We start from the raw sequence: 25,055 nt of genomic DNA, 5'->3' as shown, positions 1-25,055 counted from the left end.
CTTATGTCACGCTGGAAAATTGTTACACTACAATGTTACGCATAACGTGATGTGCCTTAGAGTTCTTCTCTATGGAAATTAAAAAACGTGAAATTGTCGAACGTAGAGGCGTAATATTGTGGAGTGGAATATGACTCAGAGGTATTTAAATGGCCGGGGAAAGCTATATTTTAATGGGTGTTTCAGGTAGTGGTAAGTCTTTAATAGGCAGCAAAATTGCAACATTATTTTCTGCGAAGTTTATTGACGGCGATGATCTCCATCCGGTGAAAAACATTGATAAAATGTCTCAGGGAATACCGTTAACTGATGAAGACCGCTTACCCTGGCTGGAACGATTAAATGACGCTTCATACAGTCTTTATAAAAAAAATGAGACGGGATTTATTGTCTGCTCGTCATTAAAAAAGCAGTACCGCGATATTTTACGTAAGAGCAGCCCTAACGTACATTTCCTGTGGCTGGATGGCGATTACGCTACCATTCTGCAGCGAATGCAGCGTCGTGCCGGGCATTTTATGCCGCCAGACCTGCTGCAAAGTCAGTTTGACGCGCTGGAGCGACCGTGTGCCGATGAACATGATATTGCGCGTATCGATGTTAATCATGACATCGAGCACGTGACGGAGCAGTGCCGACTGGCTGTACAGGCTTTTCGTCAGGCACTCAGCGCTTCCTGATCATTGTCAAAGCGCTGAGTCAGGCGGTCAGAAGTCAGCTTTTAGCACTACACGATAGCGGGCTTTGCCGTCGCGAACGTGCTGGATAGCCTCGTTGATTTGTGACATTGCGAACAGTTCCGTGGTGGGCGCGACTTTGCTGCGTCCGGCGAATTTCATCAGTTTGCGAAGTTCATATGGCGTTCCGGTTGCCGAGCCTGAGATACTGCGATCGCCGGCAATTAATGTAAACGCCGGTACGGGCAGCGGCTTCAATACGGCCCCAACGGTATGGAAGTTGCCGCCATAGGTCAGCGCTTCGAAGTAGGGCTGCCAGTCGAGATCGACGTTGACCGTGTTAATAATGAGATCGAACTGGCCCGCCAGTGCTTTTAACGCTTCCGGATCGCGGCTGTTCACCACGTTATTGGCCCCCATCGCCAGCACTTCCTGCTCTTTCGATGGATTGGAGCTGAACGCGGTGACTTCGCAGCCCATTGCGTGTAACAGCTTTATGGCGATATGCCCCAGCCCGCCAATACCGATGACGCCAACGCGGCTGGTAGCAGTAATATGGTGCATCAATAGCGGTTTAAAGACCGTAATGCCGCCACATAACAGCGGGCCTGCGGACGCCATATCTATATTCTCCGGAAGAGGAATTACCCACTGCCAGCCCGCGCGAAGCTTCTCGGCAAAACCGCCACGATTGAGGATAGTGGGCACTGCGCCTTCCTGGCAGTTAATTTGATTGCCGCTGATACAGGCATCGCAGTGTCCGCAGCTGCGCGCCGTCCAGCCGATTCCAACGCGCTGGCCGACTTTTAGCCCCTTATCCTGTGCCGCGCTGCCGAGCGCGGCTACCCGACCGATGACCTCATGTCCGGCAACCAGAGGGTATTGAGAGAACCCCCATTCATTGTCGATCATCGACAGATCGGAATGGCAGATCCCGCAGTAGTCGACCCGTACCTCGACATCTTCCGGTTGGAGTTCTCCCGCATCATATTCATAGAGTTCGAGCTCGCCGCCCGCCTCTTTGGCGGCATAGCTTTTTATTATCGTCATTGTGTTTCCCTTAATGTGGTGTTGAACTGAAAAGTGTAGAGCATGGAGGCAAGGGACGCCCGGCGTTAATCTGCTGGAGAAGGCGGGAAGTAGCCTGATTATTCTATTTAATACTCAACGCTGCTGAAATTTTCAGCACTTAGCGATACAGGTGTATGCTCGTGCTTGCATGGCGGCGTATGACAGGTATAATCCACAACGTTTTCCGCATACCTCTTCAGTGCCGAAGTGGCGAAATCGGTAGACGCAGTTGATTCAAAATCAACCGTAGAAATACGTGCCGGTTCGAGTCCGGCCTTCGGCACCAAAAGCATGTAAATGGACCTCAACTGAGGTCTTTTTTTATGTCTGAAATCCGCGCCACACAAGGCTTTCCACGATTTTTCCTTCAACTGAAGTCAATCTAACTCAACCCACATCAACAAGCTTGTGAGTATACTAATGAGTATATTTTCCGATTCTATATTGCTTGTATACTCACGAGGTACCAATCGAAGGAGGTCCATCATGACCTAACGGATACTAAAGTTCGTTCTGCGAAACCTGAGGATAAAGAGTATTCACTTGTTGACGGTGACGGCATGTCCTTACTTGTAAAACCTAAATAGCTGCGCCAAATAGTAGATCACTTTGAGGGAACTCAGCCCGGATTGTGCGATCTGATCAATCGCCAAAAATCACAAATCACCAACCGGACTGAGCGATGCCGATCATAGCACCAATTCCCCGTGACGAACGACGCCTGATGTAGAAAGCTATCCATAAAACGCACGATAAAAATTATGCCCGCAGGCTGACTGCCATGCTGATGCTGCACCGGGGCGATTGCGTCAGCGACGTTGCCAGAACGCTCTGCTGTGCCCGTTCCTCCGTCGGTCGCTGGATTAACTGGTTCACGTTGTCGGGTATTGAAGGTCTGAAATCATTATCTGCCGGGCGTACCTGTCGCTGGCCGTTTGAGCATATCTGCACGCTGTTACGTGAGCTGGTAAAACACTCTCCCGGTGATTTTGGCTACCAGCGTTCCCGCTGGAGTACAGAACTTCTGGCAATAAAAATCAATGAGATAACCGGTTGCCAGTTACATGCCGGAACCGTTCGCCGCTGGTTGCCGTCTGCGGGGCTTGTGTGGCGAAGGGCCGCGCCAACCCTGCGTATCCGTGACCCGCATAAAGATGAAAAGATGGCGGCAATCCACAAAGCGCTGGACGAATGCAGCGCAGAGCATCCGGTATTTTATGAAGATGAGGTGGATATCCATCTTAATCCCAAAATCGGCGCGGACTGGCAGCCACGCGGGCAGCAAAAACGCGTGGTGACGCCGGGACAGAATGAAAAATATTATCTGTCTGGCGCACTGCACAGCGGAACAGGTAAGGTCAGCTACGTGGGTGGAAACAGTAAAAGTTCAGTTTTGTTTATCAGTCTGTTAAAGCATCTGAAGGCGACGTACCGACGGGCAAAAACAATAACGCTCATCGTGGACAACTATATTATCCACAAAAGCCGGGAAACACAGCGCTGGCTGAAGCAGAATCCGAAGTTCAGGGTGATTTATCAGCCGGTTTACTCGCCATGGGTAAATCATGTTGAACGGCTATGGCAGGCGCTTCACGACACGATAACCCGCAATCATCAGTGCCGTTCGATGTGGAAACTGTTAAGAAAAGCTCATCATTTTATGGAAACGGCCAGCCCATTTCCCGGAGGTAAACATGGGCTGGCGAAAGTGTAGCGGTATTCGGCGCAGCTATTTAGTGAAATATGACCGATGGGGCTACAGCCTGAACTGAGGCTGGCGGCGCGACCAACTCGCCGATCTGGAGCGGATGCTGTACCTGCTTGACGGGAAGACTATTCCCGATAACCGGCATGATGTCTCTATCCGATTTATGGATTTTGTTCGCGATAACCCGCATCAACAGGTCTATGAAGACGATATGTTCACCGTTCGCTACTTTCAGAAAGGCAGCGGGCATATCACGTTCAAGCGTCTGGATCTGGTGGAAAAGATGAATGACATCGTGGCAAAGCACTTTCCGGGGATGTTGCCTGCAAAATGAGATGTGATGTTTTTATAGGCACCTCTATGCTGATCTTAATAGAAGTTATTAAGTATTATTAAACGAGGTAATCCCTATGGTTTCTTCTGCTAAATAGACCATCAGTGCTCAGATTCCAGTTGAGCTGGCTCTTGCCGTTGAGAATCTGGCTGTAGAACTGGATCGTTCAAAGAGCTGGGTCATAAAGGAAGCATTACTCTCCATGCTGGCTGAAAGAGAGCGACGTCATCAGAGCATCCAGGCCGGTCTTGCCGATGTGGATGCCGGTCGTGTGGTGAGTCATTCGGACATGGTGGATTTCGCTAACCGTTTAAAGGAAACCTGACAGGCAAAGATATTGCTATCCGAGATAGTCGCCTCTCATTGCCATTTGCTTAAATACTCCCCATACTAGATACATGTGTTTATTACACGTGTAATTTCAGGAGGCTCTATGTCGGGTATGAGTGTACGACATAAAAAAACAGTCAGTGTCACGCTGGAACCTGCATTGCTTCAGCAAGCCCGTGATGCAGGTATTAATCTGTCTGCGGTGCTTACCGCCGCGCTGAAAGAGGAAATCAGCGCCACAGGCGTTGAACGCTGGAAAGCAGAAAATAGAGCGGGTTTGCAGGAGCTCAATCGTATTACTGATGAGCACGGCCTTTTATCGGACGATTACAGGACGTTTTAATCATGCAATACATGGTTTATCGCAATAAAGGAAACAGCAAGGCTTATCCTTATTTACTTGATGTGCAAAGCGATATTATTGATGAACTGCATACTCGCATGGTTATCCCATTGTTTCCTGTGAGCAGGTTGGTAAATAACCCAGTTAAGCGCCTCACGCCCACTCTGAATGTGGAAGGTAATGACTATCTGGTGATGACTCACGAAATGGCGAGTATCAGGCTTTCGCAGATTGGTGATGAGGTGATGGACGTTCGTTCCCACAGGCAAACCATCAAAAATGCTCTCGATTTTATCTTTGACGGGTTCTGAATGGCTTGCAGGTCAAATGGAGAGTTGTTCACCGTTCTGAAAGGGACTTGACGCGCTAGAGCCTGTGGAAGAAGATGAGGCGTGATTTTAAGTTAGCTGCGTTTTCAGAGAATCGCGCGTGAGTATACATGTGAGTATATATAGCGGTTCTCTTGTTTTGTAATCTTATTTACTTCAATAGGTTACGTCGAGAATCGCGGTGCGGCCTTCGGCACCAAAAGCGATTGTGATAATCTGAAAACCTACAACAATCAGTACGTTGTACAATGAAGCTGGACGTTGACGGCAACTACAAAATGGCCGCATCTCCGGCTTTTTTTGTTTATAAAGCCTCGTGCCGGATCTTTTCACTCACTCCCTGTTTTGTCAATCTCTCTCCACGCAACTTCTGAGCATCTCGACATTGTGCTCAATATAGCTGAGCGTCACCTTAATATCGCGGTGGCCGAGTAGTTTCTGCGTGACATACAGATTTTGCTCCGGTTTCTGCATCAATTCTGTGGCAACGGTATGGCGATAGCGGTGCGATGAAAAACGGCTGTGGCAGGCATCGCTAAGTTTGGCAAAGAAATAACTGACCTGATTTTCTGTCATCGGTTTACCCTGGCGCAGCGTCCGCTGACTGAAACGATTGATGTTGAACAACTGATCGTCAGCCCGCATTCCCTTTGTTTTCGCTTCTTCAAGCAGATGTTCCAGATAGGGCCGCAGCCGGGAGGCGATGGGAACGATATGTTCATCATGGCTTTTGCTGCCTTCGCTCTGAATAAACAGCGTGTCATGGACCAGATCGATATCCCTGACCCGCAGGTGAATAAGCTGATTCAGCCGGATCGCGGTATAGTTGAAGGTTTCAACCACGGTCAGCCAAAACCAGGCCGGATATAAAGGCGAACGATAGCCGCGCTGCATTTTCTCCCGTTCGATAAATTGGTTCAGCACTTTGCGGGATGCGAGGATTTGCTCGCGGGTCAGGGTTTTCTTTTTCCTACGAGATTCCCGCAGTGATGTTTTCTGGAACGGATTGATAAACTGCTCCAGCAGCCCTTGTTCAATCGCGAAGTTATACAAGGCCCGCATATGGCGCATATAGTGGTTCCAGCTTACCGGCTTGATACATCGCACATTTAACAGGTAATGACGCCACTCTAGCACCATATGCGGCGTGACTTCGGCGGGCAGTACGTTGCGCCAGTGAGTGAACTGGTTTACCGCCGTGCAATAGCAACTCTGGGTATCAGGGCGCAGCAGACGGGCAAAAAAATACTCTTCCAGGAGCTGTTCAAAAGTCATGGGTGTCTTCTCCTTCACTGAGCAAGAGATGAGGGTTATTAAAGGGAACGTCATCTCCAAAAAGCGGCGTGGGATCGTCAAGCAGATATCCCTTCAGACGTGAACAACGGCGTGGGCCGACAACGGCGCAGTGCCAGATGTTGAGGCCGTTTTTTTGTTTTCGGTGAAGATTCAGGTTCTGGAACTTCTTCTGTACCTCCCGCCAGTATTCTTCAGGGACATTCTGACCGCAGGCGCTAAGCCAGAGTTTGAAAATACCGGGCGTCACCAGAAACACCGACCCGGCGACGGTATGGATCCGGGCGTTCGGTTCATTGACTTCCAGATGTTGAGCCTGAACGTTACGCACCAGCCACTGCCAGAATGCTTCGCCGGATAGTGCGGTATCGTTCTGTTCGGGTTGGGGGGATGGTTGTTCCACAGTGATATCCGTTGCAATCACTGTTTCTGTCGCATTCTGGACTTCCGCTATCGGCGTGACGGTTCCACCGAAGGTTGCGGGCCGCTGTTGTGGATCTTCCCAAATCAGCGAAGGGGAAAAGCGCAGCAGCGTAAGTTCACTGCTCCAGCCGCCGTTAGCCTCAATCCGGCAATACCAGATGGCTTTATCCTCGCAGGGGATAAGTAGCTGGTGAGCCTGCATCTCGTCGAACAGCCGCACGTTATGTTGCGGTATGGCATCAATGCCCTGGCGCAGTAGCCAGCCACGCACGGCATCGGCAGCGTTCTTACTGACCAGCCATAGCGCCTCTTCCGTCAGCCAGCCGTCAGAGCCGCCGTCTGGGTTGTTGAGCCGGAACTCATGCACCAGCAGGTCGCGCAGGGCGGTGATAATTTGCTGCGGCAGCGAGGTTTGCGGGCGATGAATAGCTTTAACCGGATCGCCGCCGAGATTAAATGCCACCGACGCCCGGTCGGCTTTCTGTACCAGCTCCCCGGCAAGCCCGGCATACTGATATTGTCCGTTAAGGCAGTGCAGCAGGGTGGATAACGCAGCAGCGTCGGCGGCGAGCCAGTCGAGGCTTTCCGGGGGGAGAAGTTGGGTAAGCAGAAGAGCTGCCGCAGCCGGATGGCGCAGGTAATCACGTTGCGGCAGATAGCGGAACCGATAAGGCTGGGTTAGCGGGCCATGCCATGGAAACCAGTGTTTCCCGCTAATATTTTCCACTTCGATATCGGTGATGAGTTTGCCCAGATCGTGCAACAGCGCGGCGTAGATGATGACCGTTGTCCAGCGTTCGGACTGAGCAGCCTGATCTTCCGGTGCTGCATCAGGCGGGAAAAGATAACTCTGCCGCAGCCGTGCGGCATAACAGGCAGCTTCGAGGCTGTGATCGAGCAAACCGCCTGCGTGGGCGTGGTGATGGTTTTCCGAGGCCGGGAACAGCTGCGCCAGTTCTGCGAAGCGGTGAAGTGGTGTTAACCAGAAGCGTTCAAACAGTGAGGCGGGAAGGGCGGTGCTCTGGCGAATAAACTGGATCAGCTGTTGGCGGGTAGTTTCAGCCAGTAGTGTTTGTGCGGATTCAGGATGCAGCCATCCCTCCGTGGCATCTGGTTCGCCAGTGGATGGTGTGGTGTTTTGCTTTTTGCGCGTCAGCCATATCCGCATAATGGCCCTTTATTCCCAATGGATTTTGAGGCGCAGGAAGGCGGCGACGCAGTGAATCCCCAGGAGCTTACATAAGTAAGTGACTGGGGTGAGCGAGGAAAGCCAACGCACCTGCAACTCGAAAGACGAAGGGAAGCCCCTTTTTCGGGTAAGCCCGTTCCCCCTTCACTCTCTTCCCCTTAACCCTTTGGATTTTGCCTTTTGGTGCCGTCAGATTTGGGGCGAAATTGTTTATTGGATCGCGCAAATTTATTTTGTATGTAGTTCAGGTACCTGTTGGTGAATATCAGTTAGCGGCGGGTCTTTTCAGATTCGGAGAGGATCGCGGATATATTTTCAGGAAAAATAACGTCAGTTGTTTTTTCCAGCTCGTCAGGCGTCCACCAGTGATAGTCATTGATGACGAGTCGTTCATGATCGCTCCAGGCTTCGGTGCTGATCTCTTCATCGTTAATATGCACAATAAAAAAGCGTTCCTGAGCCAGAACTGTTTCGCCGCTGGGTAACAGCATCTGAAATGTACGTTCTGCGACAGAGGGGCCGATATCCTGGCGCATAATTCCTGTTTCCTCACGAAGTTCTCTTATCGCTGCTTGTTCAAAGGATTCACCATCTTCGACATCGCCTCCGGGTGTGGCCCAGTAAGATCTGCCAGCCAGTGCGTCAGAATTGTGAGTGAACCGGAAAAGCAGGATCCGGTTTAAAGGATCAATAATCAGTAATCGTGATGAAGGGCGTGTTCTCACTGAAGGTCTCGCTATCGTTATCAATAAAATAGGGTTGAGATGTTAGCATTTAACAGCCAGTAAAGTGCCGACAGACAGAGTGAACATGCTGTCGGCATGATGAAGTTATGCGCTCAGCGCTAACGGCTGCTGCGCCCGTTCAAGCAGATACTCACAGGCATTACGCGCTAAACCGCTGGCGCGGAAAATCGCTTTTTTGTCCTGCTGCAATACCTTCAGCCACGATGCGATGTAACTGTCATGTTGTAGCTTCGCCTGAATGCCGACATGGGCGCAGAGAAATGCAGATCCCATTTCGGCGATGAGTTCCTCGAAACTGTACGTCGGATCGCCAAAGGTGTGATTTCCTGCGGTGATGCCGTTCCGGTTCAACCGCGAAGCGTGTCCGGTCGCGTGTGTCAGCTCATGAAGTAGTGTGCCGTAGTAATCCTCACGCGAAGCGAACTGCTCAGGATGCGGCATGATGATGCAGTCGCGTCCCGGCGAGTAATACGCCCGATTCTGGCGTCGGTGAGTGATCGTCACCGCGCTTTGCCGGGCAACCTGCTCAGCAGCGGCGATGGGATCATCGACCATCACGACAGGCTGTGAAAACGCCTCCGGCAGTCCTTCACATTGCTGAATGTTGAACAGCCGGAACTCGCGTACTACAGCATAAGACGTCACTTTAGGATTGCCGTCAGCATCAAGAACTGTGCTCCCGTTGCTGTCCACTACCTCGCGCTGCTGGGGCAGATAAAACACGGCCAGTGTAGATCGTTCGCCTTTGCGGATGTTACCGCCCGCATTGCGAATTTGTGTAAAGGTCAGCCAGCGATCGCTTTCATATCCCTGTCGCTCAGCGCTGTTCCAGAGCAGAGGAATATTGATGCCGTGATACAACCGCCCGGATAAGGCATTCATCGGCACCACCGGTTCCCCTTCCCGCCACGGGCGAACCCAGGGGATCACGCCTTTCTCCAGCGCGGCGATAATTTCATCGGTGACTTTCTGGTAAAGATCGTTGCTTCTGTTCATAAGCGTAACCTCATGATAAAGAAGCCGGGTATAGCGCTCCCGGTCGGGAGTCGCTCGGCACGGGGAGTAAAGGATGCTGAGGGAATCAGCTGGTATGAAGGGCAGTAACCAACAGGTGGTTATCTTCAAGCGTTAAACGCAACGGCGTCATCAGCGGTACATTGCTGCTGCCGTCAGCGGGCAAACAGTACAGACCGAAATTAATACTCTTACGGTCCGGGCCTGCGCTTTTGAATGTCAGCATGGTGGCGACAATCAGGTTTTCGAGACGGTCGTCTTCCTGAGAGGGATCGAGTGGAAAACTGACTACCTTTTCCCATGCTTCAGGTGAGACAGACAACGATAAGGATTTTGCTTCAGGGCAAGATGAAGTTGGCATAGCGTTTCTCCCGTGATGAAAGCAGAGAAACACCGCCCGGCAGGGAGGGATTCCCTGCATGGTGGGGTAGAGGATGTATCAGGCGCTAAGCGCTGTCGGCGAGGATGATACGAAGCGGACGAAAAGGCGAGCCTCACCGGGTAGGGTGGCAACCTGAAGGCTCTGGTTGCGGGTCAAACTTCGTACAGATTAATACGGTATCAATAATAATCAAGAGTCAGGCTGTTCAGTGTGAGTTTGGGAGCCGTTATTCTGGAATCCACTTTGGTGCGCAGGATTTATCCGCTATAGGGATTAAAAGCAATTTATCCGTTGTAGGGGATAAAGCAGTTTGGGCAATCGATGATACCTGCGAAGCTCACAGTCTCAGGCTTTGAAGATCTGCTTACGATGCCAGCCGACGTATTGTTCGGTAGGCCACAGTGATTTGTCATGAGGAAGATGCAACTGCTGACCGTTCCGTTGCCAGAACAGGTTATCTACCACCGGGCTACGGCTGACGCCGCCGGAGATACGGATAGTCAGGTTTTCATCCAGTCCGAATGCGCCCATATCAAAAGCATCATGGTGCAGCGAACACAGCGCCAGACCGTTGTTTACCACACACGGCCCACCATAGGTTTTCCAGTGGATATGGGCTGCTTCAATACCAACCAGCGCACCATCCAGTCGTAGGTCGTAACCGCAGAAAGCACATCGTGAATGGTAAGCCCGGAGAACAATATCTCTGAAGCGCGGATCGCGGTTCTTCGAACGATCGATAAAATCCAGGCCCAGTTGGTTGGCGAGGATCCGCTGAATACTTTCGGGAAAGCGATCTATCAGGATTTGCTGGGCCAGTTGGTCGATTACTTCAGGGTGTGCGAGTAACTGTTGGTAAGCGGATTCATCAAAGCCGCCCGCTACCTGGTTATCAATCAGCTCTTTCTTTGTCGGCTGGGTGTTGCCTCTACGGGGTTTGCAGCCTTCCGCGTTGGCGATCTCCCAGAAGCCGTCAGTTCTGAGTCGCCAGAAAGGCATATTGGGATAGTCAGTGCGTCGCTTGGGACCAAACTCTTTGAGCAGACGAGTGAGCGGTTCGTGGATCTCCAGGCCGTAGTTAAACAGGCGTGGGTGGCCTGCTTTGTACTGCGATAACACATACAACAGCAGCAACGGCTTGTGCGGCGCGCATACGTCACCCTGACGCCACACGGAAACGTTGGAGATGGCTGATTGCAGCGTTTCGAGAGATATCATAGGAATGAACCGGGTAACAGGCTGATGTTATTGCGATCATGCTCGCAAAAACGGTGAAATTCAATTGTGGCTTGTGACATTAATAAGGAAGTCAGACACTTTAATGTCTGAAAGTTAAACATCAGTGAAAATGTCACTTGATGGAAAAAATTATCTGGGGCGAGAGAAACCTAAAGAGGATGTAGTCTGACAGATACCTATATAAACAACTGGTACCTGTCAGACTAGGTGCGTGCTAACGCACCTTAGTTGATAAAATCTAATCCGACTCGAGATTTTGATACACCGAGCCTGCCTAATAAATTCAAAGCATATTCGTAGCGTAATTCGGCAACTATTTTTGCTTCTACGGAGATTATGTTCATTTCATTTTCAGTAGGCTTGGCATATTTTAGTACTATTATTTTATCTTCAGAGAAAATACCTTGATTTTCCACATGGCAATCCATTGCTTTAGGATTTGCCTTGCCATCGAGTCCAACGGTGAAACTAAGGATATGTATTTTTCCGTCATGTTCAGACTGAACGAACAATAGATTATTCTGTGTGGAATAATTTAGTATTTGTCTAATTGATTCATCTTCATTGATTTCTGGCAAATTGGGTAGTTTAAGCTCGCTTTGCATATTTTTACGTGTGTTATTTAAAGCAACTTTCGCATCATACATTTTCACGAGCGTAACAGGGAGTAAACTATTTCCGTTTTTCTGACCTGGAACAAGGTCACACATAGGGGTTAGACACAACCAGTGATTATTATTGAACTCCAAAACATGCCCCGTAACCAAATGATGAGCAGTTATTTTTTTTGAACAACTGAAACAATTTGCATGTTTAATTTGTTCAAGCTCAGCATCAAGTGTAGATTTCTCTATGAAATAGTTTAAAGGTGAGTTGATTTTCTTTAAGTCGCGGACAAGATTAATTGTAAACTCATCAAGACTCGGTTTAATTTCGTATGCTAATTCTTCCCACAATTTAGTTACTGCTTGCCATGCAGCTGTTTTGATAGCATATTCATCCTCTTTTTGAAGTAATTCCTTTAGCCACGCCGCCTGTAAGAATTTTTTGTTAATTATATTACTTGCAGCATAGCTACCATTACTTTCAATTTCACTTCTGAGTTTTGATAAAATAAGTTTATGCGGATGTGGTTTAGAGTTTGACAAAGCCTCCAAAAGTTGATTCGGTATGTCACTGATTGGTGTGTCTTTTTTACCAAGGACAGTAATAAATAAGTCTTCTGTTTTTATCCAATTATGGTTTTCATTTGTCCCCCAATCAAAAAACTTTGATGTCTTATTATTAAATTGGTCAGCATATCTATGTAATTTTTCTGAGGAGATCCATTTAAAAATCAATATCTTGGATATGTTTATATTGTCTGGTTTTTGATCAAATATATTATGGAAAACACCAAGGACTTCGTAGTCGAAACATCCTGAACTTAAATTTGATCCGAATTTATTAATCAAGAAAAGTAAATCTAATGTAGAAACTGAATTAATTAGATCTTCCCTGATGCTTGGATCCTCGATTTCCCATTCATCTAAGGCGTCATCTATTCTAGATTTGATTTTATCATTTAAAATACTAATGGCGGGTCTTTCCTGTAAGGAAGTAATAATATCGATTAGTACCTCATTAACTGAACCCTTTTGTCCATCATAGCCTTTAGTATGCACTGCAACAATATTAAAGTGACGATTTTCAGATAGATTTTTAATAATATCTATAGATTTTTTACAATATCCAGAGTCCTCTCCATCTAAATGATAGTCCAAGATTAGTAAATCACTGTGGTAAAGACGGTTAGATACGGTTCCCTCTTGAATTTTCTTTTCTTTTCCATTATAGACATCTAAAAGCCAATTATATTCTTCACTTCGACTTATATCAATAATATCTTTTAATCGAGAAATGTTGTCTTGAGAAAAACTGTCTTTGGTCGATGAAATTAAATCATCAATAGTTGGGTATTCATCATCGATGACTGTCACAGTTCTAATCGGATCAATATAAGCAGATTTTAAATGTGGTTTGTAATCGAAAGTAGAATTATCAAGCATTTTTAATTCCTTTGAAATTAATTACAAAATTAGCACCATTTAGTATTTTTTTCTCTGTTCTTGTTTCGTAGAAAATACTATGGCCACTCACTGCTAAATTTTGTTTGCAGAGATAAAGGCCAACCCCACGACCACCTCTTTGTTTCTTGGAGAAAAATATAGTGAAAAGTTCGGACACATCATCAGGATCAACCCCTGGCCCGTTATCACTAACATATATCAAGCCATCAAGTACATCTAACCTAATAATTCGACGCTCTTCTTTAGTTTCTTTAACCCAATATCGTGAATTGTTTACTAAATTAATAAACACAGGATAAATTCTGGCTGGTTGATCATATAATGAAATATCTAGGAAATTAGTAGAGCAAGAAAATTCAATGGAATCTTTTTCAAATTTAATGTTGAAAAAATGATTAACATAATCAAAAATATCTTTTCCACTCAAGAAAGCTCTTACCTTATCGCCTGATAATTTTAATGGGCTTAAAAAACGCCAAGAATCGCTTAATGATTGATGTGCTTGGGTAATACTTGATAAAGCATTTTTCTGATATTCATCGAGGTTTGTTGATGACAGTCTATTTATACCTCGCTCAATAGTCATATCGAAACCTTCGATTTCATGACCAATTATCTCCACAGTTATTCCAAGTTGAGCGAGTGCATTCACTTGCTCTACCTGTTTCTTCAACCGTGTATTTTCGTTGACTGAAGAGATCGCGAGGCCTTCTAAATCAATTTCCTCTCTTAAGCTTTCTAATGCGGTAATATATGGGGCGTAGGTTTGACTTATTTCAATGTCTTGAATCTGATAAGCAAGATCTAAATTTTCAAGTGTTTTTTTGAGTGAAGTTCTATTTTCTTGTAGATCGGATAAATATTGAGATGTTTTTTCATGGAAAGCTTTATTTGTATTGTTTGTTATCTCTTCGAAACGCAACGTCTCTTCTTTTAATATATTGCGTCCTTTATTGGAAAATTTTCTTATTTTCGCATGTAATATGGCTGCTTTGCTACGAAAGTCTTTCTCAGCAATTGAATAATCATCTTTAACAGTAAAATGATCAAGTGCTAAGTATACAGAGTTATTAATCTGCTTTAAAAGACTTTTAGCATCAATCTCTAAATCGCGATACTGACGGTAGTCTTTCTCTATACTCCCTAAATTTCTTGGTACTGAACCTAAAGATAGGTTTTTTAGGGTACCATCCAATACGTCGATGTTTTCTTTGAGCTGTAATAGCTCCTCTAGTTCTTTAAAATTATTCTTGTCGCTTAGAAGCTGTGATATTTCATAAAATTCATTTCTTAAATGTTCTAAAGAAATACGATCTCTTTGAATCGATGTTTTGACTCTTCTTTGCTCTTTACGTAATAATTTTTTTCTATCTTCGTCTGCTTTCAAAGCAGCATGTTTAGCATTTATTTCCTCTAGCTTTTCATCTCGTATATTTGATGCGCGGCCAATAAACCTTTTTGCAATTTCTATTAAAATGTTTTCGACTATCTCTCTAAATAACTTAGATGCTTTATTGTCAATTATACCTTCTCTACCTGCTTTATCTCGTAGGTTGGGGTTATGTTCTTTCGTTATATATACACCACCAAAACATGCCCTATTACTGAACATATATAAACCAGCATTTTTTGAACGCCTTTTCTCGATCTCAAAAAAGTCATTATCTTCACGTCCGTATGGCATAACACGTAAATCATCACGAAAAACCATTACTCCACCAAACTGATCGCGGATGCGGTCGAATGTCGCATGCTGTTCATCTGACAATGTACTATTCTTTCTTATAACCTCAAATGTACCTAATCTTAAAAAGAAAGGGCCAAAGCGGGTATCTTTTCGTGTCTTATAAACAGTTTTGGGTTTAACTGTGATATTATCGAACCATTCGCCAAAAGCTTTAACTCTTCCAGAAAATAATCCGTTCTCATCAATATTCCCTTCAACTATATGTTCTAGCTGGTCAAAATTAGAAATATCAAAATTTCTAACCTCATCGATAATAAATCTTTGAAGATTACCATTCCAAGCGATAACGCTTGTCTTGAAATCAGTAATCTGTTCTTCTTCTTCTCTTTTAAATGGATTAACAAAGCTATTTAATGTTTGAAGAAAGCGTTCTTTAGCCCGAACTTCTGCACCTTGAGCTTCTGATCCCGCATCTGTTGATAACTGAGCTATTAAATCGTCATGAATTCCAGCTATAAACATTGCTGTGCCGTGAGTGGTTTTATTATTCCACACTGGCCAAGATTGAAAATGCCTTTCCTCAAAGAAAGCATTAATTACAGTATTCTCGATAGCTTCTTTTGTAATATCATTATTCTCATTTTTTTCTAATTCAGAATAATTTTCCCAAGCTTGTTCAATACGGTTATCTCGTAATATATCATCACCATCACCCCATAGATTTCCCATCAAAGCATCAAACATTTCCGGTATAACAGTGATTAATTCGTTTTTATCACTGCATTCCATAATGGGTATCTTAATATCATTAAGCATCAAATATGGATTTTCAAAAATACGCCAATCGAGCAAGCAAGCTACAAGAGGGCTATCTTTCTTTTTGGAAACTAAAAGCATTAATGAGCCCAAGGCCGCACAAGAAAGACGACCGATGCCTTTCTGACCTTGCTTTGCTCGAATATGATCTATTCCATTTCTATCTTCATATGGAATATCTTTTTTTATAGCCTTGGATTCTGTTCCTACTGTAAGCCACTTATTGATAATGTCATCTAACGACATACCATGCCCATCATCAACTAAAGTTGCCACAGGAGTATCGCCGTCAAATATATTTAGAGAAACATTACGAGCGTAAGCATCATATGCATTTTTCCAAAGCTCGGAAATTGCGGTTGGACAATCAGCTATTTGCTCACGTCCTAGATGATCAATTGTCCTTGCTCTTGTTTGAAAAGCTGCTGAAATTACCATTTTTCACCTTCTATTATTATAAGGTAAGTAATCATAAAATGAGTTTTGGGTCCATTTAAATTTCTAGTTTTAACATTTTTCATTCATTACACCTTATCTATTGGGTGTAATTATGTTAAGCAATGCATTTATTAATATTGTGCCTAACATAGGGGGAACTGCATTACCAATCTGTCTTGCTTGCGCTGTAGCATTACCGCAAAAAATGTAGTCATCAGGGAATGTTTGCAACCTTGCTGCATGCCTTAAAGTAATGCCATGATTTTCCCATGGATGAATGAATCTTCCCTTAGATGGATTGTTACACCCAGTTGTAATTGTATTGGCCGGGAGGTGAATCATTATGCGTCCATAAACATCTTTGTGGCCTGCGTATCCATTGGAATGACATTTTAGCTCGAACTCTTTTCCTGCATCGCTTCTACTGCCATTGAGTTTTGTTGCTTTGAAACGCTCTTCCATACGCTTAGTTGGTATCATATGTATGTTGCATGGATCTTTTTCGCTTATTGGCGCATCTTGATATTCTAGTGTTTCAAGTAGCTCTTGTGCTTCATCAATTGAGTAAGAAGTATGTTTAAGAAAGTATTCTGATATATATCTTTGAATTAAGTTATCATCCATTTTTTCAAAAACAGAGGATGCAGTTCTCCACGTATTTTTTGAGTTGTTTTTTACTTCATTGGAATTAGGGTTGAAATGAGTAGCTTGAGGTGGAAACTCAATGTCATTTCTCTTTTTTAAAATGTCATTTCTGACGCCTGCAATGAAAACTCGTTTGCGATTTTGCGGAACACCGTAGTCACGAGCATTTAATACGTCGCAATGAATTAATGTATAGCCATTTTTGGAAGCCAAAAATTTAAAGCGTTTCAAATGGGTTTCATGTCTCTTCCATAACAAGCCGGAGACATTTTCTACCAAAAAAGCTTTGGGTTTAAACTCACAAACAAAGTCGAAATACCTTAAAAGTAATTTGTTTCTGGGATCGTCAACACCAGCATCATTAATTCGATGACTGGAAAAACCTTGGCACGGGGGCCCGCCAAGTATCATATCAAGCTCGCCTTTCTTGAGCTTTAATTTTTTTCTTAACTTTTTTGGGCCTACGAGCAAAATATCTTCCTGTAAAAGTTCGGTCTTATGCTCAAGCCTTTCTAACATATTTTTTCTGTAGGTGTTTGCAGCCGCGCTATCGAATTCAATAGCAGCAACAACATCTATAGTGCCTGTATTGTGGGCGGATAAACTAAACCCTCCAGCCCCCGCAAATAAGTCAATTGCCTTCATATGAGTCCAAAAGTAACTCCTAAATCTTGATATTTTACTCGTTTTTTTCAAAAATGCAATAAGCAAATATTATATATGACGAAAATAGACGTTTTTATTATTTTTAGCGTAGTCTTAACAAGGGATATCTTTCATGTATTTATAGTATACAAGTGTAAGTAAAATTAACGGTTTATTGGTTGTGATAATGAATATAATATTTATTTTTATTCAGCCAAATAATTTTGAAATACTCTCTTTTAAGAGTGTATTTTAGAAAGTGGAGTATTAGATTTATCTTTCTTGCTCTAAACTGAAAGTTAAATTTTTTATCATCCATTTCGATGTAGGCTCATGAAGATATTCAATGTTAGCACTCTGATTTAAACTCTTTAATTTGAGGATTAAAGAGGAAATGTAAGTATCCCGCATAATCGTGCCATTCACATTTAGAGATCCTCCGGCATAATCAATCTGCCAACAAAGGAGATCGCTGTGCGTAAAGCCCGTTTTACTGAGCATCAGATCATTGCCGTAATTAAATCGGTTGAAGCCGGACGAACCGTTAAAGATGTCTGCCGGGAGGCCGGTATATCTGAAGCCACCTGGTACAACTGGAAGTCCAGATACGGCGGCATGGAGACTTCTGATATTAAAAAGATCAAGGATCTTGAGGACGAGAATCGGCGTCTCAAACAGATGTTTGCCGACCTGAGCCTTGAGAACCGTGCGCTGAAAGACGTTATCGAAAAAAAGCTTTAAAACCAGCCTTTAAGCGTGAGCTGGTCACTCATCTGATCACGACATTTGGACTCAGTATCCGTCAGGCCTGCCGGAGTCTGAACCTGAGCAGAACGGTTTACCATTACCATCCGGATACCACGCGTGACGAACCCGTTATTGTCGTGTTGCAGGCAGTGGCAGAGCGATACCCACGGTACGGTTTTCCAAAACTTTTCCAGGTTCTGTGGCTGCAGGGATACCCGTGGAATCACAAAAGGATCCATCGTATTTATTGTCTGCTGAAGCTGAATTTTCGCCGTAAAGGCAAACAACGGTTGCCGGTGCGTAATCCCTCGCCACTGGCCACACCGGAAGCGCTTAACCAGAGCTGGTCTGTCGATTTTATGCATGATGCTCTGGTCTGTGGCCGTCGTTTTCGCACGTTCAATGTCGTTGATGACTTTAACCGTGAGGCATTGTCGATTGAAATCGATCTGAATCTGCCAGCTTTGCGCGTGGTCCGTGTACTCGACAGGATCGCGGCAAATCGCGGCTATCCGGTCATGCTACGCATGGATAATGGTCCGGAATTTATCTCACTTGCACTGGCTGAATGGGCAGAGCAACATGCAGTAAAACTGGAATTTATTCAGCCGGGTAAGCCGACGCAGAACGCTTTTATTGAGCGCTTTAACCGAACATACCGTACAGAAATACTCGATTTTTATCTGTTCAGAACGCTGAATGAAGCGCGGGAAATCACGGAAAGATGGGTGTCAGAATATAACTGTGAACGCCCTCATGAATCACTGAACAATATGACGCAGGAGGAATATCGGCAACACAATCATTTGGCCGGGATCTCAAAAAATGCCTGGAACTAAAACGGGTCTACTTACATTCAGAGGAGGGCATTGATCTGGGGGAGTATTTTGAGTGTGGTATACGTTATCTGTTAAAAATAGCTCCACATCAAAAGCATCGAAGTAATCGGCCACGGTTCTCGCACTATGGTCTGTAGCGCGCTGGTGGAGTCACACCTGTGGTCAAGCGGCGCGTAGAGCACCAGATGAGCCATCATGAGCACAAGCAGAATTTATAAGGGCGGTGCCTTAAAGAGCACAGGGAGATTGTAAGTAGCCCGATATTGCTGGCTTTTGCTTATCTTGCTGACGGGATTCGTCGTATGAAACATGAAAATTACCTCATGTTTTATATAAGGATTCGACACTATATCAAAACCGGTAACTCTCAATCTTTCAAAGCTATGTGTCAGATCAGGTCGTGATAAGACACATAAATTTAAAGATCTATATATCTGGCCAGATAGACTTTTTTATAACAGCTTTATAAATTAAACAAATCTGCCATAGAGACAGATTTGTTTAATTTATAATTAGAGGTTTGCAACGTTATGATATACTTTTTGCACATCATCATCATCTTCAAGGGCATCAACAAGTCCTTCAAAGATTTCTAAATCTTCTGGTGAAAGTTCAACTTCTGATTGAGCAATCATTTCTAATTCTGTTGTTGAAAATTCAGTAATTCCAGCGGCTTTTAGCGCTGCGATTCCTTTATGCAGGTCTGTCGCTTCAGTATAAATAACGATGTTTCCTTCTTCTTCGGTTACATCACGAACATCAACTTCAGCATCAAGCAAAATTTCAAAAATATGGTCAGGGTCTGTTCCTTTAAATACAATCACTCCAGTATTGTCAAACATATAGCTGACAGCACCTGCCGCTCCGATATTCCCGCCTTTTTTATTAAAAATTGTGCGGATATTAGCAATCGTACGGTTAACATTAGACGTCAACGTTTCAGCGATAACCATTGAACCATTTGGTCCAAAGCCTTCATAACGCCCTTGCACGAACGTTTCATCTCCGCCACCTTTGGCTTTATCAATGGCTTTATCAATAACATGTTTTGGAACCTGTGCTTGTTTCGCACGTTCAATAACGAATTTTAAAGCTGAGTTTGATTCCGGGTCTGGTTCACCTTGTTTAGCCGCAGCATAGATTTCTACACCGAATTTTGCATATACTTTGGACGTTGCACCGTCTTTAGCTGTTTTTTTAGCAACAATATTTGCCCATTTACGTCCCACTGGAAACATCTCCTCAAAGAATTATTTACATTAACGGCAGGTTAATAACCTGCATGTTTTTCTGCCGTATTATATCATAATATATAAATTCTCGTCTATGAGAAATAAAAAGTTCCAGCTTTTACGGAGGATTACTTTGATTTTAACAATAGCTAATATGGTGGGTAAGTCATTTTTTAATTTTCTTCTGGTTCTTTTTTTATTCTTAATAATTGAATCGCAGCAATAACGTCTTATTGATGGTGGTTTCGTTCATCAGGTGAGGTGGAACGCTTGCACGTCTTGCGACATATTGTGGCAGAAACTTAATGGCGAAATTAAGAGCCTATCCCATTAGGGCTATTTTACTTGCCATTTTGGACCTGGGCAGTGCTCAAAATCCTCACGTACTACGTGTACGCTCCGGTTTTTGTGCGCTGTCCGTGTCCAAACTGGCTGCGCCAATAACGCCTGGTGGGATAGTCTCTAAGACGATATATTCCCGCCTTGAGCCGTGTTAATTTGTTGCATACTTTTAAACGGAGGTATACCTCTTGTAGGCTATACCTCCTGCTTCACGTTATCGCGCGATTAACGCAAATACGCCCCAGCCAAAGTATTCTCGCGTCCAGGTGACGTGACGTTTGGGGGCTGCCGTCAGTTCTGTTCGAACCTCTTGCGCAAACTCATCGTCAGGGTTTTCCTCCAGCCAGCGGCGCATGGTCATCCACTTCGCGGCTTCATATCTGTCCCAGCCTTGCGGGTCCGCCAGCACCATTTCCACTACGTCATAGCCGAGTTGGTCGAAAAAGGCGACCAGCTCGGGCAGGGGGCGAAAATCGGCGACGGATGAGACGCCACAGGCGTGGGCGATCTCTTCCGTTGCGGGGATCCGACGCCAGTACGGTTCACCGATGAGAATGATCCCGCCAGGTTTGAGGCTTTTGGCCAGCAGATCTATTGTCCCGGCGACACCGCCCGCAATCCAGGTAGCGCCTACGCAGGCCGCCACGTCATATTTTTCCTCGTCGATATAACCGGCCGCGTCGTTATGAATAAAATGTACGTATTCACTGACGCCGAGCCCTTCTGCACGTTGTTTTGCCTGTGTGGTGAAGAGCGGGCTTATGTCAATGCCAGTACCTGTAACACCGTAATCGCGAGCCCAGGTGCAGAGCATCTCACCCGAACCGCTACCGAGATCGAGAATCCGCGTGCCTGGCTTCATGCGTAACGCATGGCCCAGCGTGGCGTACTTTTCCGCTGTAAACGGATTATGGATACGGTGTTCGCTTTCGCTAATGGTAAAAATACGTGGGATATCCATTGGGTTATTCCTTTTACTGAGGGCGATTCCCTCAGAAGTGGATGCTTTTTCAGCCAGCAGCGCAAACAGCTTGCCTGCAAAAGTCTCGCCGACCGGCCAGGTGTGACTGTCCGGGCGCTGCAACACAGTGAAGCCAGCATCACCAAGCAGGCTGATATATTCATCATCGCGCCAGGCCTTCATTTGACTGCCGAAACGGGTGGTACAGCCGTTTTCCGCTATCGCCCAGAACTGCGTTGAGCTGGTTTGAGCCTCTTCATCCCAGGCATTTTCCGTTAACAGCAGATGAGGCACGGCAAGAAACAGGCCGTGCGGACAACGCTGCCAGCCTGGCTGCGCCATGCCCTGGCGTTTAACTTCATCGAAGGTATGTACTTCAACAAGCAGTTTGCCGTCCGGTTTCAACCACTGAGCGCAATGACTGATGAGGCTTTGCGCATCCGCAGCGCTAAAGACATTCAGCTCCCCAAACGTCATCATAATGAAATCGAAAGGTTCCGTGGGGTGGTATGTACGAATATCCTGCTGAATGTAGTCAATACTCAGGTTTGCGGCTTGCGCCTGCTGGCGAGCCCATGTGATGGATGCCGGAGAGAAATCTACGCCTGTGCAGTGAAACCCACGCTCCGCTAACAGGCGGGTATAAAAACCGGGTCCACAGCCGAGATCCAGAATGCGGGCGCCAGCGGGTAACTGACGGGTAATCCATGTTACCTGTTGCTCAATCACAGTTAGCCGGCGGCTGGCCCAGTCGTGGTCCTGTGACAGATGATTTTCCAGCATGCGTTGGCTGAAGGCTGGCTCGTCCCAGGGGATTTTGCCTTCATCGGGTAATAGCCGAATGCGATGCGTTGCAAAAATAACGGCGCTGATATCCATCATCATCTCCTTAGCGATTGTCAGGCTGGGCGCGAACGTTGTTCAGTCCGGTTGTATTAATGCGGTAGGGCTGACCGTTAACGGATTTGATCAGCTTTTTGTTTTGAGTTTTTTGAATACAGCGAGCGTGCAATCGGCGAGCAACAGCCCTTCGCGGCTATAGCACTCAACGGCGGTGACGCGGCCTGACGCATCGCGGATGTGCGTAATGCGTCCGCCTTTGGCGAGAACGTGTAAGGTACGTTGTTCCTGACGGGATAAATTCATACTGAAGAACCTGTTTAATCATCATAGGCAAAACGTGCAAACACACTGCGGTGTCCGCATTCGATTTCGGCACATTGATAATCAGTCCGGCCTGAAAAGGTCGGGGAACTGATTATCAGATGATGACATTCTCCAGCATCAAAGCCTCGGGTTGAGTTGAAAGGTATTTACGTCGTGAATGATAACACCTGATTTCTGTAAGTGAATAACCGGGAGTGAAAAGTGTGATCTCAAAGGGAGGATCATGCGTTTAGTAAGTCAGTTGGATAGATCACACAATTACCATAATGAATATTGATTAAACTCATATACCCGATAATGGCCGCTTTGATAGTCTCGACGTATCTTTTTAGCCATTGACAGGGTTGTTGCGTTGGAAATCTTTTTTTTAACCCACTGAAAAATATCACTTAAATATTTTTCATACATAAACATTTATGGTCCGCTGAGTTCGGATCCGGTTTTGTATGGGTTAAAAAAGGTACGTTATGAAAGTCATATGGACTGTCACTCCTGTGGGGTATCAGCGCATAGCGAAACGTTGCCCTTCATGCAGCGTAAAACGGGACTTCACGCCTTCTGGGGCATTTCGGGTTAATTCGCAAAAGAAGGTACTCGATGTCTGGAGTATCTATAAATGCACACACTGCGATTACACCTGGAATATCTCCCTGTTCTCGCGTCTGCCAGTCAGCAAAATTAACCGCGATCTTTATGGCCGACTGATGGCGAATGATGCTGCCACGGTGCAATATTTTGCTTATGACAACGCGATCCTGAAGCGAAACAATGCTGAATTATCGGGGCAGCCTGATTTTCACATTCAGGAACGGTGGCTGGTCAGTATCGCCTCCCACAAGCAGGTCAGTGTTAGCGTCAGGATTTCCCGTTCTTTTCAGGTCAGCCTGCTGTCGATTTTGAAGAAGCAACTCCTGTTAAGCGCAGCCGAAATCAAGAGACGGATTGAAACAGGGCAAATAAGTGGCGTCACGGTGAAAATGCTTAAATCGCGAAAACTGAAGAATGCAAAATATGATTTGCAGCTCTCAGTTGAAACACTGTATGACCGGCGAAGGATTGTTCTGACCCGTCGATAAAAACAATAAGCTCACCTTACGTTTAAGTGTGCTGGTATGGCAACGACGCAACGGAATGAAAGAAGGACTAAGGGACAGGTGAGCTTTAGTTGAATAACCCTTGTCTGTGGCATTCAGTGAAGGCTGAATGCCATGGATAATCCAGATTTTCGCACCAGTGATGATCAGCAGAATGACAAAGGGCGATGGATTACAATTATCTGTAGAGTAAATAAATATTCACTCAACACCATTAAAAAATAAGAAAAAATGGCTCACTGTTGAGCTGATATTAATACCTGAACCACTGAATTAGAGTAATGTGGCGCTATTCATAGCGTATTTTTTTCTGTTGCGGTTACAGGAGGAGGAATGCACACCTTTAGACCATACTCACTAAGGCATAGCGATCTGTTATATGAAGATATTCCGTTAGAAATACGCGAGCAAATAATCTTATTGATTATCAATACGCTAGGAAATTGCTCCTCTTTTTATGATATGACATTATACTGCTATCATAATAGTCATTCTGACGAAGTTTATCGAAGAATATGTAAAACGTTGCGCAAAGAGTATGGCTTATTCACCTTATATGCGCATTCAACGTCATATCTGGATGAAATGAGTAATCTGTTATTAAAAACAGATGATAAAAGAAAGCATATTGATACCATTGAGCTTGCTTTTAACTATATAGATACCTACCTTCGAACCTATGAAGTTACGCTTGGGTTAGAACCGGATAAGGCGATTAGTGAATTAAATAATATATTTCATGAGCATAGTTTAAAATATCGCTATGAAAATGGTAGAATTGTAAGGCTGCGCAGAATAAAACGGCTTAAAAACATATGTTATTATTTGTACTCTCCTGGAGGGTATGGCTTTGTCGAATATGATCTTATGGAAGCGTATAATCGCCTGATACTTAATGATTTTGCCTGTGTCGTAAGGGAATGTCATGCAGCCTTCAGAAGCGTTCTTCTCAGAATTCATGAGAGAAAAGGTATCGTATATCATGAACAAGATAGTTTAAATACCTTAATGACTAATCTGATGGCGAGAGGCGTTATATCTGCTGAATATGCACATAAATTTCATTTTTTAAGTAACGTGCTGGAGTCAGAAATATTTCTGCCGATGGCGCCAGAAAAATCGCATCATCACTACGCAATGATGCTCCGTATCTCTGAAGAGTTGGCCTGTAGTATTTATTATCTTACTGAGCGGAGTATATTTTTTCTTACCCAGCGGGCTGAAGAAGAAGATAGTGTCGCGCCATAATAACGATCGCGCTGTCGTTCAGTCAGACTGCATCATCGTTATTTAAA

General features: G+C 45.0%; 20 protein-coding genes, 1 tRNA gene and 2 pseudogenes. 10 read left to right on the top strand and 13 right to left on the bottom strand.

The features are described from left to right. Window positions 1-149: 149 nt before the first annotated feature. On the top strand, window positions 150-680 hold the full coding sequence (gene idnK / locus ACLJQD_RS04080) for a gluconokinase (protein ID WP_017441181.1): 531 nt from the start codon (window positions 150-152) through the stop codon (window positions 678-680). A 27-nt stretch (window positions 681-707) separates the two neighbouring features. Here idnK and ACLJQD_RS04075 read toward each other — a convergent pair whose 3' ends face one another. Continuing rightward, window positions 708-1,727 carry an NAD(P)-dependent alcohol dehydrogenase gene (locus tag ACLJQD_RS04075; protein WP_000152563.1) on the bottom strand — a complete coding sequence of 340 codons (1,020 nt, stop codon included), beginning with the start codon at window positions 1,725-1,727 and terminating at the stop codon, window positions 708-710. A gap of 222 nt (window positions 1,728-1,949) precedes the next feature. Here ACLJQD_RS04075 and ACLJQD_RS04070 point away from each other — a divergent pair. The 6 genes and pseudogenes from ACLJQD_RS04070 (at window position 1,950) to ACLJQD_RS04045 (ending at window position 4,774) form a co-directional block, all read left to right on the top strand. Continuing rightward, window positions 1,950-2,034, top strand: a tRNA-Leu gene (locus ACLJQD_RS04070). Window positions 2,035-2,484: 450 nt separating this feature from the next. Continuing rightward, complete coding sequence (locus ACLJQD_RS04065; protein WP_223195356.1) at window positions 2,485-3,462, top strand: IS630 family transposase; 978 nt, start codon at window positions 2,485-2,487, stop codon at window positions 3,460-3,462. Window positions 3,463-3,481: 19 nt separating this feature from the next. Next, window positions 3,482-3,790 (top strand): annotated as a pseudogene (locus ACLJQD_RS04060) (DUF4942 domain-containing protein); the annotation flags it as partial. Window positions 3,791-3,890: 100 nt separating this feature from the next. Beyond that, a complete protein-coding gene (locus ACLJQD_RS04055; protein ID WP_031233173.1) occupies window positions 3,891-4,115 on the top strand; it encodes a CopG family ribbon-helix-helix protein in 225 nt (74 codons plus the stop codon). A gap of 108 nt (window positions 4,116-4,223) precedes the next feature. After that, complete coding sequence (locus ACLJQD_RS04050) at window positions 4,224-4,463, top strand: type II toxin-antitoxin system CcdA family antitoxin (protein ID WP_000016244.1); 240 nt, start codon at window positions 4,224-4,226, stop codon at window positions 4,461-4,463. Window positions 4,464-4,465: 2 nt separating this feature from the next. Further along, window positions 4,466-4,774 (top strand): CcdB family protein, encoded by a 309-nt coding sequence (locus ACLJQD_RS04045; RefSeq protein ID WP_001199743.1) that lies wholly within the window; start codon window positions 4,466-4,468, stop codon window positions 4,772-4,774. Window positions 4,775-5,140: 366 nt separating this feature from the next. Here the strand turns inward: ACLJQD_RS04045 and ACLJQD_RS04040 are convergent, their stop codons facing one another. The 9 genes from ACLJQD_RS04040 to ACLJQD_RS04000 form a co-directional block, all read right to left on the bottom strand. Then, window positions 5,141-6,067 carry a tyrosine-type recombinase/integrase gene (locus ACLJQD_RS04040; RefSeq protein ID WP_017441178.1) on the bottom strand — a complete coding sequence of 309 codons (927 nt, stop codon included), beginning with the start codon at window positions 6,065-6,067 and terminating at the stop codon, window positions 5,141-5,143. Continuing rightward, on the bottom strand, window positions 6,057-7,676 hold the full coding sequence (gene mobH, locus ACLJQD_RS04035) for a MobH family relaxase (RefSeq protein ID WP_017441177.1): 1,620 nt from the start codon (window positions 7,674-7,676) through the stop codon (window positions 6,057-6,059). The genes ACLJQD_RS04040 and mobH overlap by 11 nt, the downstream gene beginning before the upstream one ends. 290 nt (window positions 7,677-7,966) lie before the next feature. Continuing rightward, window positions 7,967-8,422 (bottom strand): NUDIX hydrolase, encoded by a 456-nt coding sequence (locus ACLJQD_RS04030; protein WP_031615695.1) that lies wholly within the window; start codon window positions 8,420-8,422, stop codon window positions 7,967-7,969. 105 nt (window positions 8,423-8,527) lie between these two features. Then, window positions 8,528-9,439 carry an ArdC family protein gene (locus ACLJQD_RS04025; protein ID WP_017441175.1) on the bottom strand — a complete coding sequence of 304 codons (912 nt, stop codon included), beginning with the start codon at window positions 9,437-9,439 and terminating at the stop codon, window positions 8,528-8,530. 85 nt (window positions 9,440-9,524) lie between these two features. Next, entirely contained in the window at window positions 9,525-9,818 is a 294-nt protein-coding gene (locus ACLJQD_RS04020; protein WP_023242879.1) for a hypothetical protein, read from the bottom strand. A 366-nt stretch (window positions 9,819-10,184) separates the two neighbouring features. Continuing rightward, on the bottom strand, window positions 10,185-11,057 hold the full coding sequence (locus ACLJQD_RS04015; protein ID WP_017441173.1) for a phosphorothioated DNA-binding restriction endonuclease: 873 nt from the start codon (window positions 11,055-11,057) through the stop codon (window positions 10,185-10,187). A gap of 245 nt (window positions 11,058-11,302) precedes the next feature. Then, window positions 11,303-13,126 carry a response regulator receiver domain gene (locus tag ACLJQD_RS04010; RefSeq protein WP_023242880.1) on the bottom strand — a complete coding sequence of 608 codons (1,824 nt, stop codon included), beginning with the start codon at window positions 13,124-13,126 and terminating at the stop codon, window positions 11,303-11,305. Beyond that, window positions 13,119-16,088, bottom strand: coding sequence for an ATP-binding protein (locus ACLJQD_RS04005; protein ID WP_017441735.1), 2,970 nt, complete (start codon window positions 16,086-16,088; stop codon window positions 13,119-13,121). The genes ACLJQD_RS04010 and ACLJQD_RS04005 overlap by 8 nt, the downstream gene beginning before the upstream one ends. A gap of 93 nt (window positions 16,089-16,181) precedes the next feature. Then, the gene (locus ACLJQD_RS04000) at window positions 16,182-17,378 is read right to left on the bottom strand and encodes a DNA cytosine methyltransferase (protein ID WP_017441736.1); all 1,197 of its coding nucleotides are present in this window, start codon (window positions 17,376-17,378) and stop codon (window positions 16,182-16,184) included. Between the two features lie 474 nt (window positions 17,379-17,852). Here ACLJQD_RS04000 and ACLJQD_RS03995 point away from each other — a divergent pair. Next, window positions 17,853-18,964, top strand: a protein-coding gene (locus ACLJQD_RS03995; protein WP_129407687.1) for an IS3 family transposase whose coding sequence is annotated in 2 segments (ribosomal slippage) — window positions 17,853-18,114 and window positions 18,114-18,964 — 1,113 coding nt in all. Because the reading frame shifts where the segments join, the coding sequence is not laid out codon by codon here. Window positions 18,965-19,476: 512 nt separating this feature from the next. On the opposite strand, the gene ACLJQD_RS03990 is transcribed toward ACLJQD_RS03995, so the two are convergent. The 3 genes and pseudogenes from ACLJQD_RS03990 to ACLJQD_RS03980 all read right to left on the bottom strand — a co-directional run. Next, window positions 19,477-20,193: a YebC/PmpR family DNA-binding transcriptional regulator gene (locus tag ACLJQD_RS03990; RefSeq protein WP_000532939.1), complete on the bottom strand. Its 717-nt coding sequence runs from the start codon at window positions 20,191-20,193 to the stop codon at window positions 19,477-19,479. Between the two features lie 559 nt (window positions 20,194-20,752). Beyond that, window positions 20,753-22,384 carry a class I SAM-dependent methyltransferase gene (locus tag ACLJQD_RS03985; protein WP_017441740.1) on the bottom strand — a complete coding sequence of 544 codons (1,632 nt, stop codon included), beginning with the start codon at window positions 22,382-22,384 and terminating at the stop codon, window positions 20,753-20,755. Window positions 22,385-22,451: 67 nt separating this feature from the next. Continuing rightward, window positions 22,452-22,645: pseudogene (locus tag ACLJQD_RS03980) on the bottom strand (YjhX family toxin); the annotation flags it as partial. A 488-nt stretch (window positions 22,646-23,133) separates the two neighbouring features. On the opposite strand from ACLJQD_RS03980, the gene ACLJQD_RS03975 reads away from it, so the two are divergent. After that, on the top strand, window positions 23,134-23,742 hold the full coding sequence (locus ACLJQD_RS03975; RefSeq protein ID WP_000864866.1) for a DUF1062 domain-containing protein: 609 nt from the start codon (window positions 23,134-23,136) through the stop codon (window positions 23,740-23,742). A gap of 351 nt (window positions 23,743-24,093) precedes the next feature. Continuing rightward, a complete protein-coding gene (locus ACLJQD_RS03970; RefSeq protein WP_017441741.1) occupies window positions 24,094-25,008 on the top strand; it encodes an STM4504/CBY_0614 family protein in 915 nt (304 codons plus the stop codon). Window positions 25,009-25,055: the final 47 nt, after the last annotated feature.

The sequence above is a fragment of the Salmonella sp. SAL04214 genome, assembly GCF_046550615.1.
GTDB lineage: Bacteria > Pseudomonadota > Gammaproteobacteria > Enterobacterales > Enterobacteriaceae > Salmonella > Salmonella enterica.
This window is presented reverse-complemented; position numbering and strand designations above follow the sequence as displayed.

Coding starts and splice junctions, on each gene's coding strand:
- ACLJQD_RS04020 (WP_023242879.1), bottom strand. CDS start 9,818: ATGCCAACTTCATCTTGCCCTGAAGCAAAATCCTTATCGTTGTCTGTC.
- ACLJQD_RS04005 (WP_017441735.1), bottom strand. CDS start 16,088: ATGGTAATTTCAGCAGCTTTTCAAACAAGAGCAAGGACAATTGATCAT.
- ACLJQD_RS03985 (WP_017441740.1), bottom strand. CDS start 22,384: ATGATGATGGATATCAGCGCCGTTATTTTTGCAACGCATCGCATTCGG.
- idnK (WP_017441181.1), top strand. CDS start 150: ATGGCCGGGGAAAGCTATATTTTAATGGGTGTTTCAGGTAGTGGTAAG.
- ACLJQD_RS04010 (WP_023242880.1), bottom strand. CDS start 13,126: ATGCTTGATAATTCTACTTTCGATTACAAACCACATTTAAAATCTGCT.
- ACLJQD_RS04025 (WP_017441175.1), bottom strand. CDS start 9,439: ATGAACAGAAGCAACGATCTTTACCAGAAAGTCACCGATGAAATTATC.
- ACLJQD_RS04040 (WP_017441178.1), bottom strand. CDS start 6,067: ATGACTTTTGAACAGCTCCTGGAAGAGTATTTTTTTGCCCGTCTGCTG.
- mobH (WP_017441177.1), bottom strand. CDS start 7,676: ATGCGGATATGGCTGACGCGCAAAAAGCAAAACACCACACCATCCACT.
- ACLJQD_RS04015 (WP_017441173.1), bottom strand. CDS start 11,057: ATGATATCTCTCGAAACGCTGCAATCAGCCATCTCCAACGTTTCCGTG.
- ACLJQD_RS04045 (WP_001199743.1), top strand. CDS start 4,466: ATGCAATACATGGTTTATCGCAATAAAGGAAACAGCAAGGCTTATCCT.
- ACLJQD_RS04050 (WP_000016244.1), top strand. CDS start 4,224: ATGTCGGGTATGAGTGTACGACATAAAAAAACAGTCAGTGTCACGCTG.
- ACLJQD_RS03970 (WP_017441741.1), top strand. CDS start 24,094: ATGCACACCTTTAGACCATACTCACTAAGGCATAGCGATCTGTTATAT.
- ACLJQD_RS04075 (WP_000152563.1), bottom strand. CDS start 1,727: ATGACGATAATAAAAAGCTATGCCGCCAAAGAGGCGGGCGGCGAGCTC.
- ACLJQD_RS04000 (WP_017441736.1), bottom strand. CDS start 17,378: ATGAAGGCAATTGACTTATTTGCGGGGGCTGGAGGGTTTAGTTTATCC.
- ACLJQD_RS03975 (WP_000864866.1), top strand. CDS start 23,134: ATGAAAGTCATATGGACTGTCACTCCTGTGGGGTATCAGCGCATAGCG.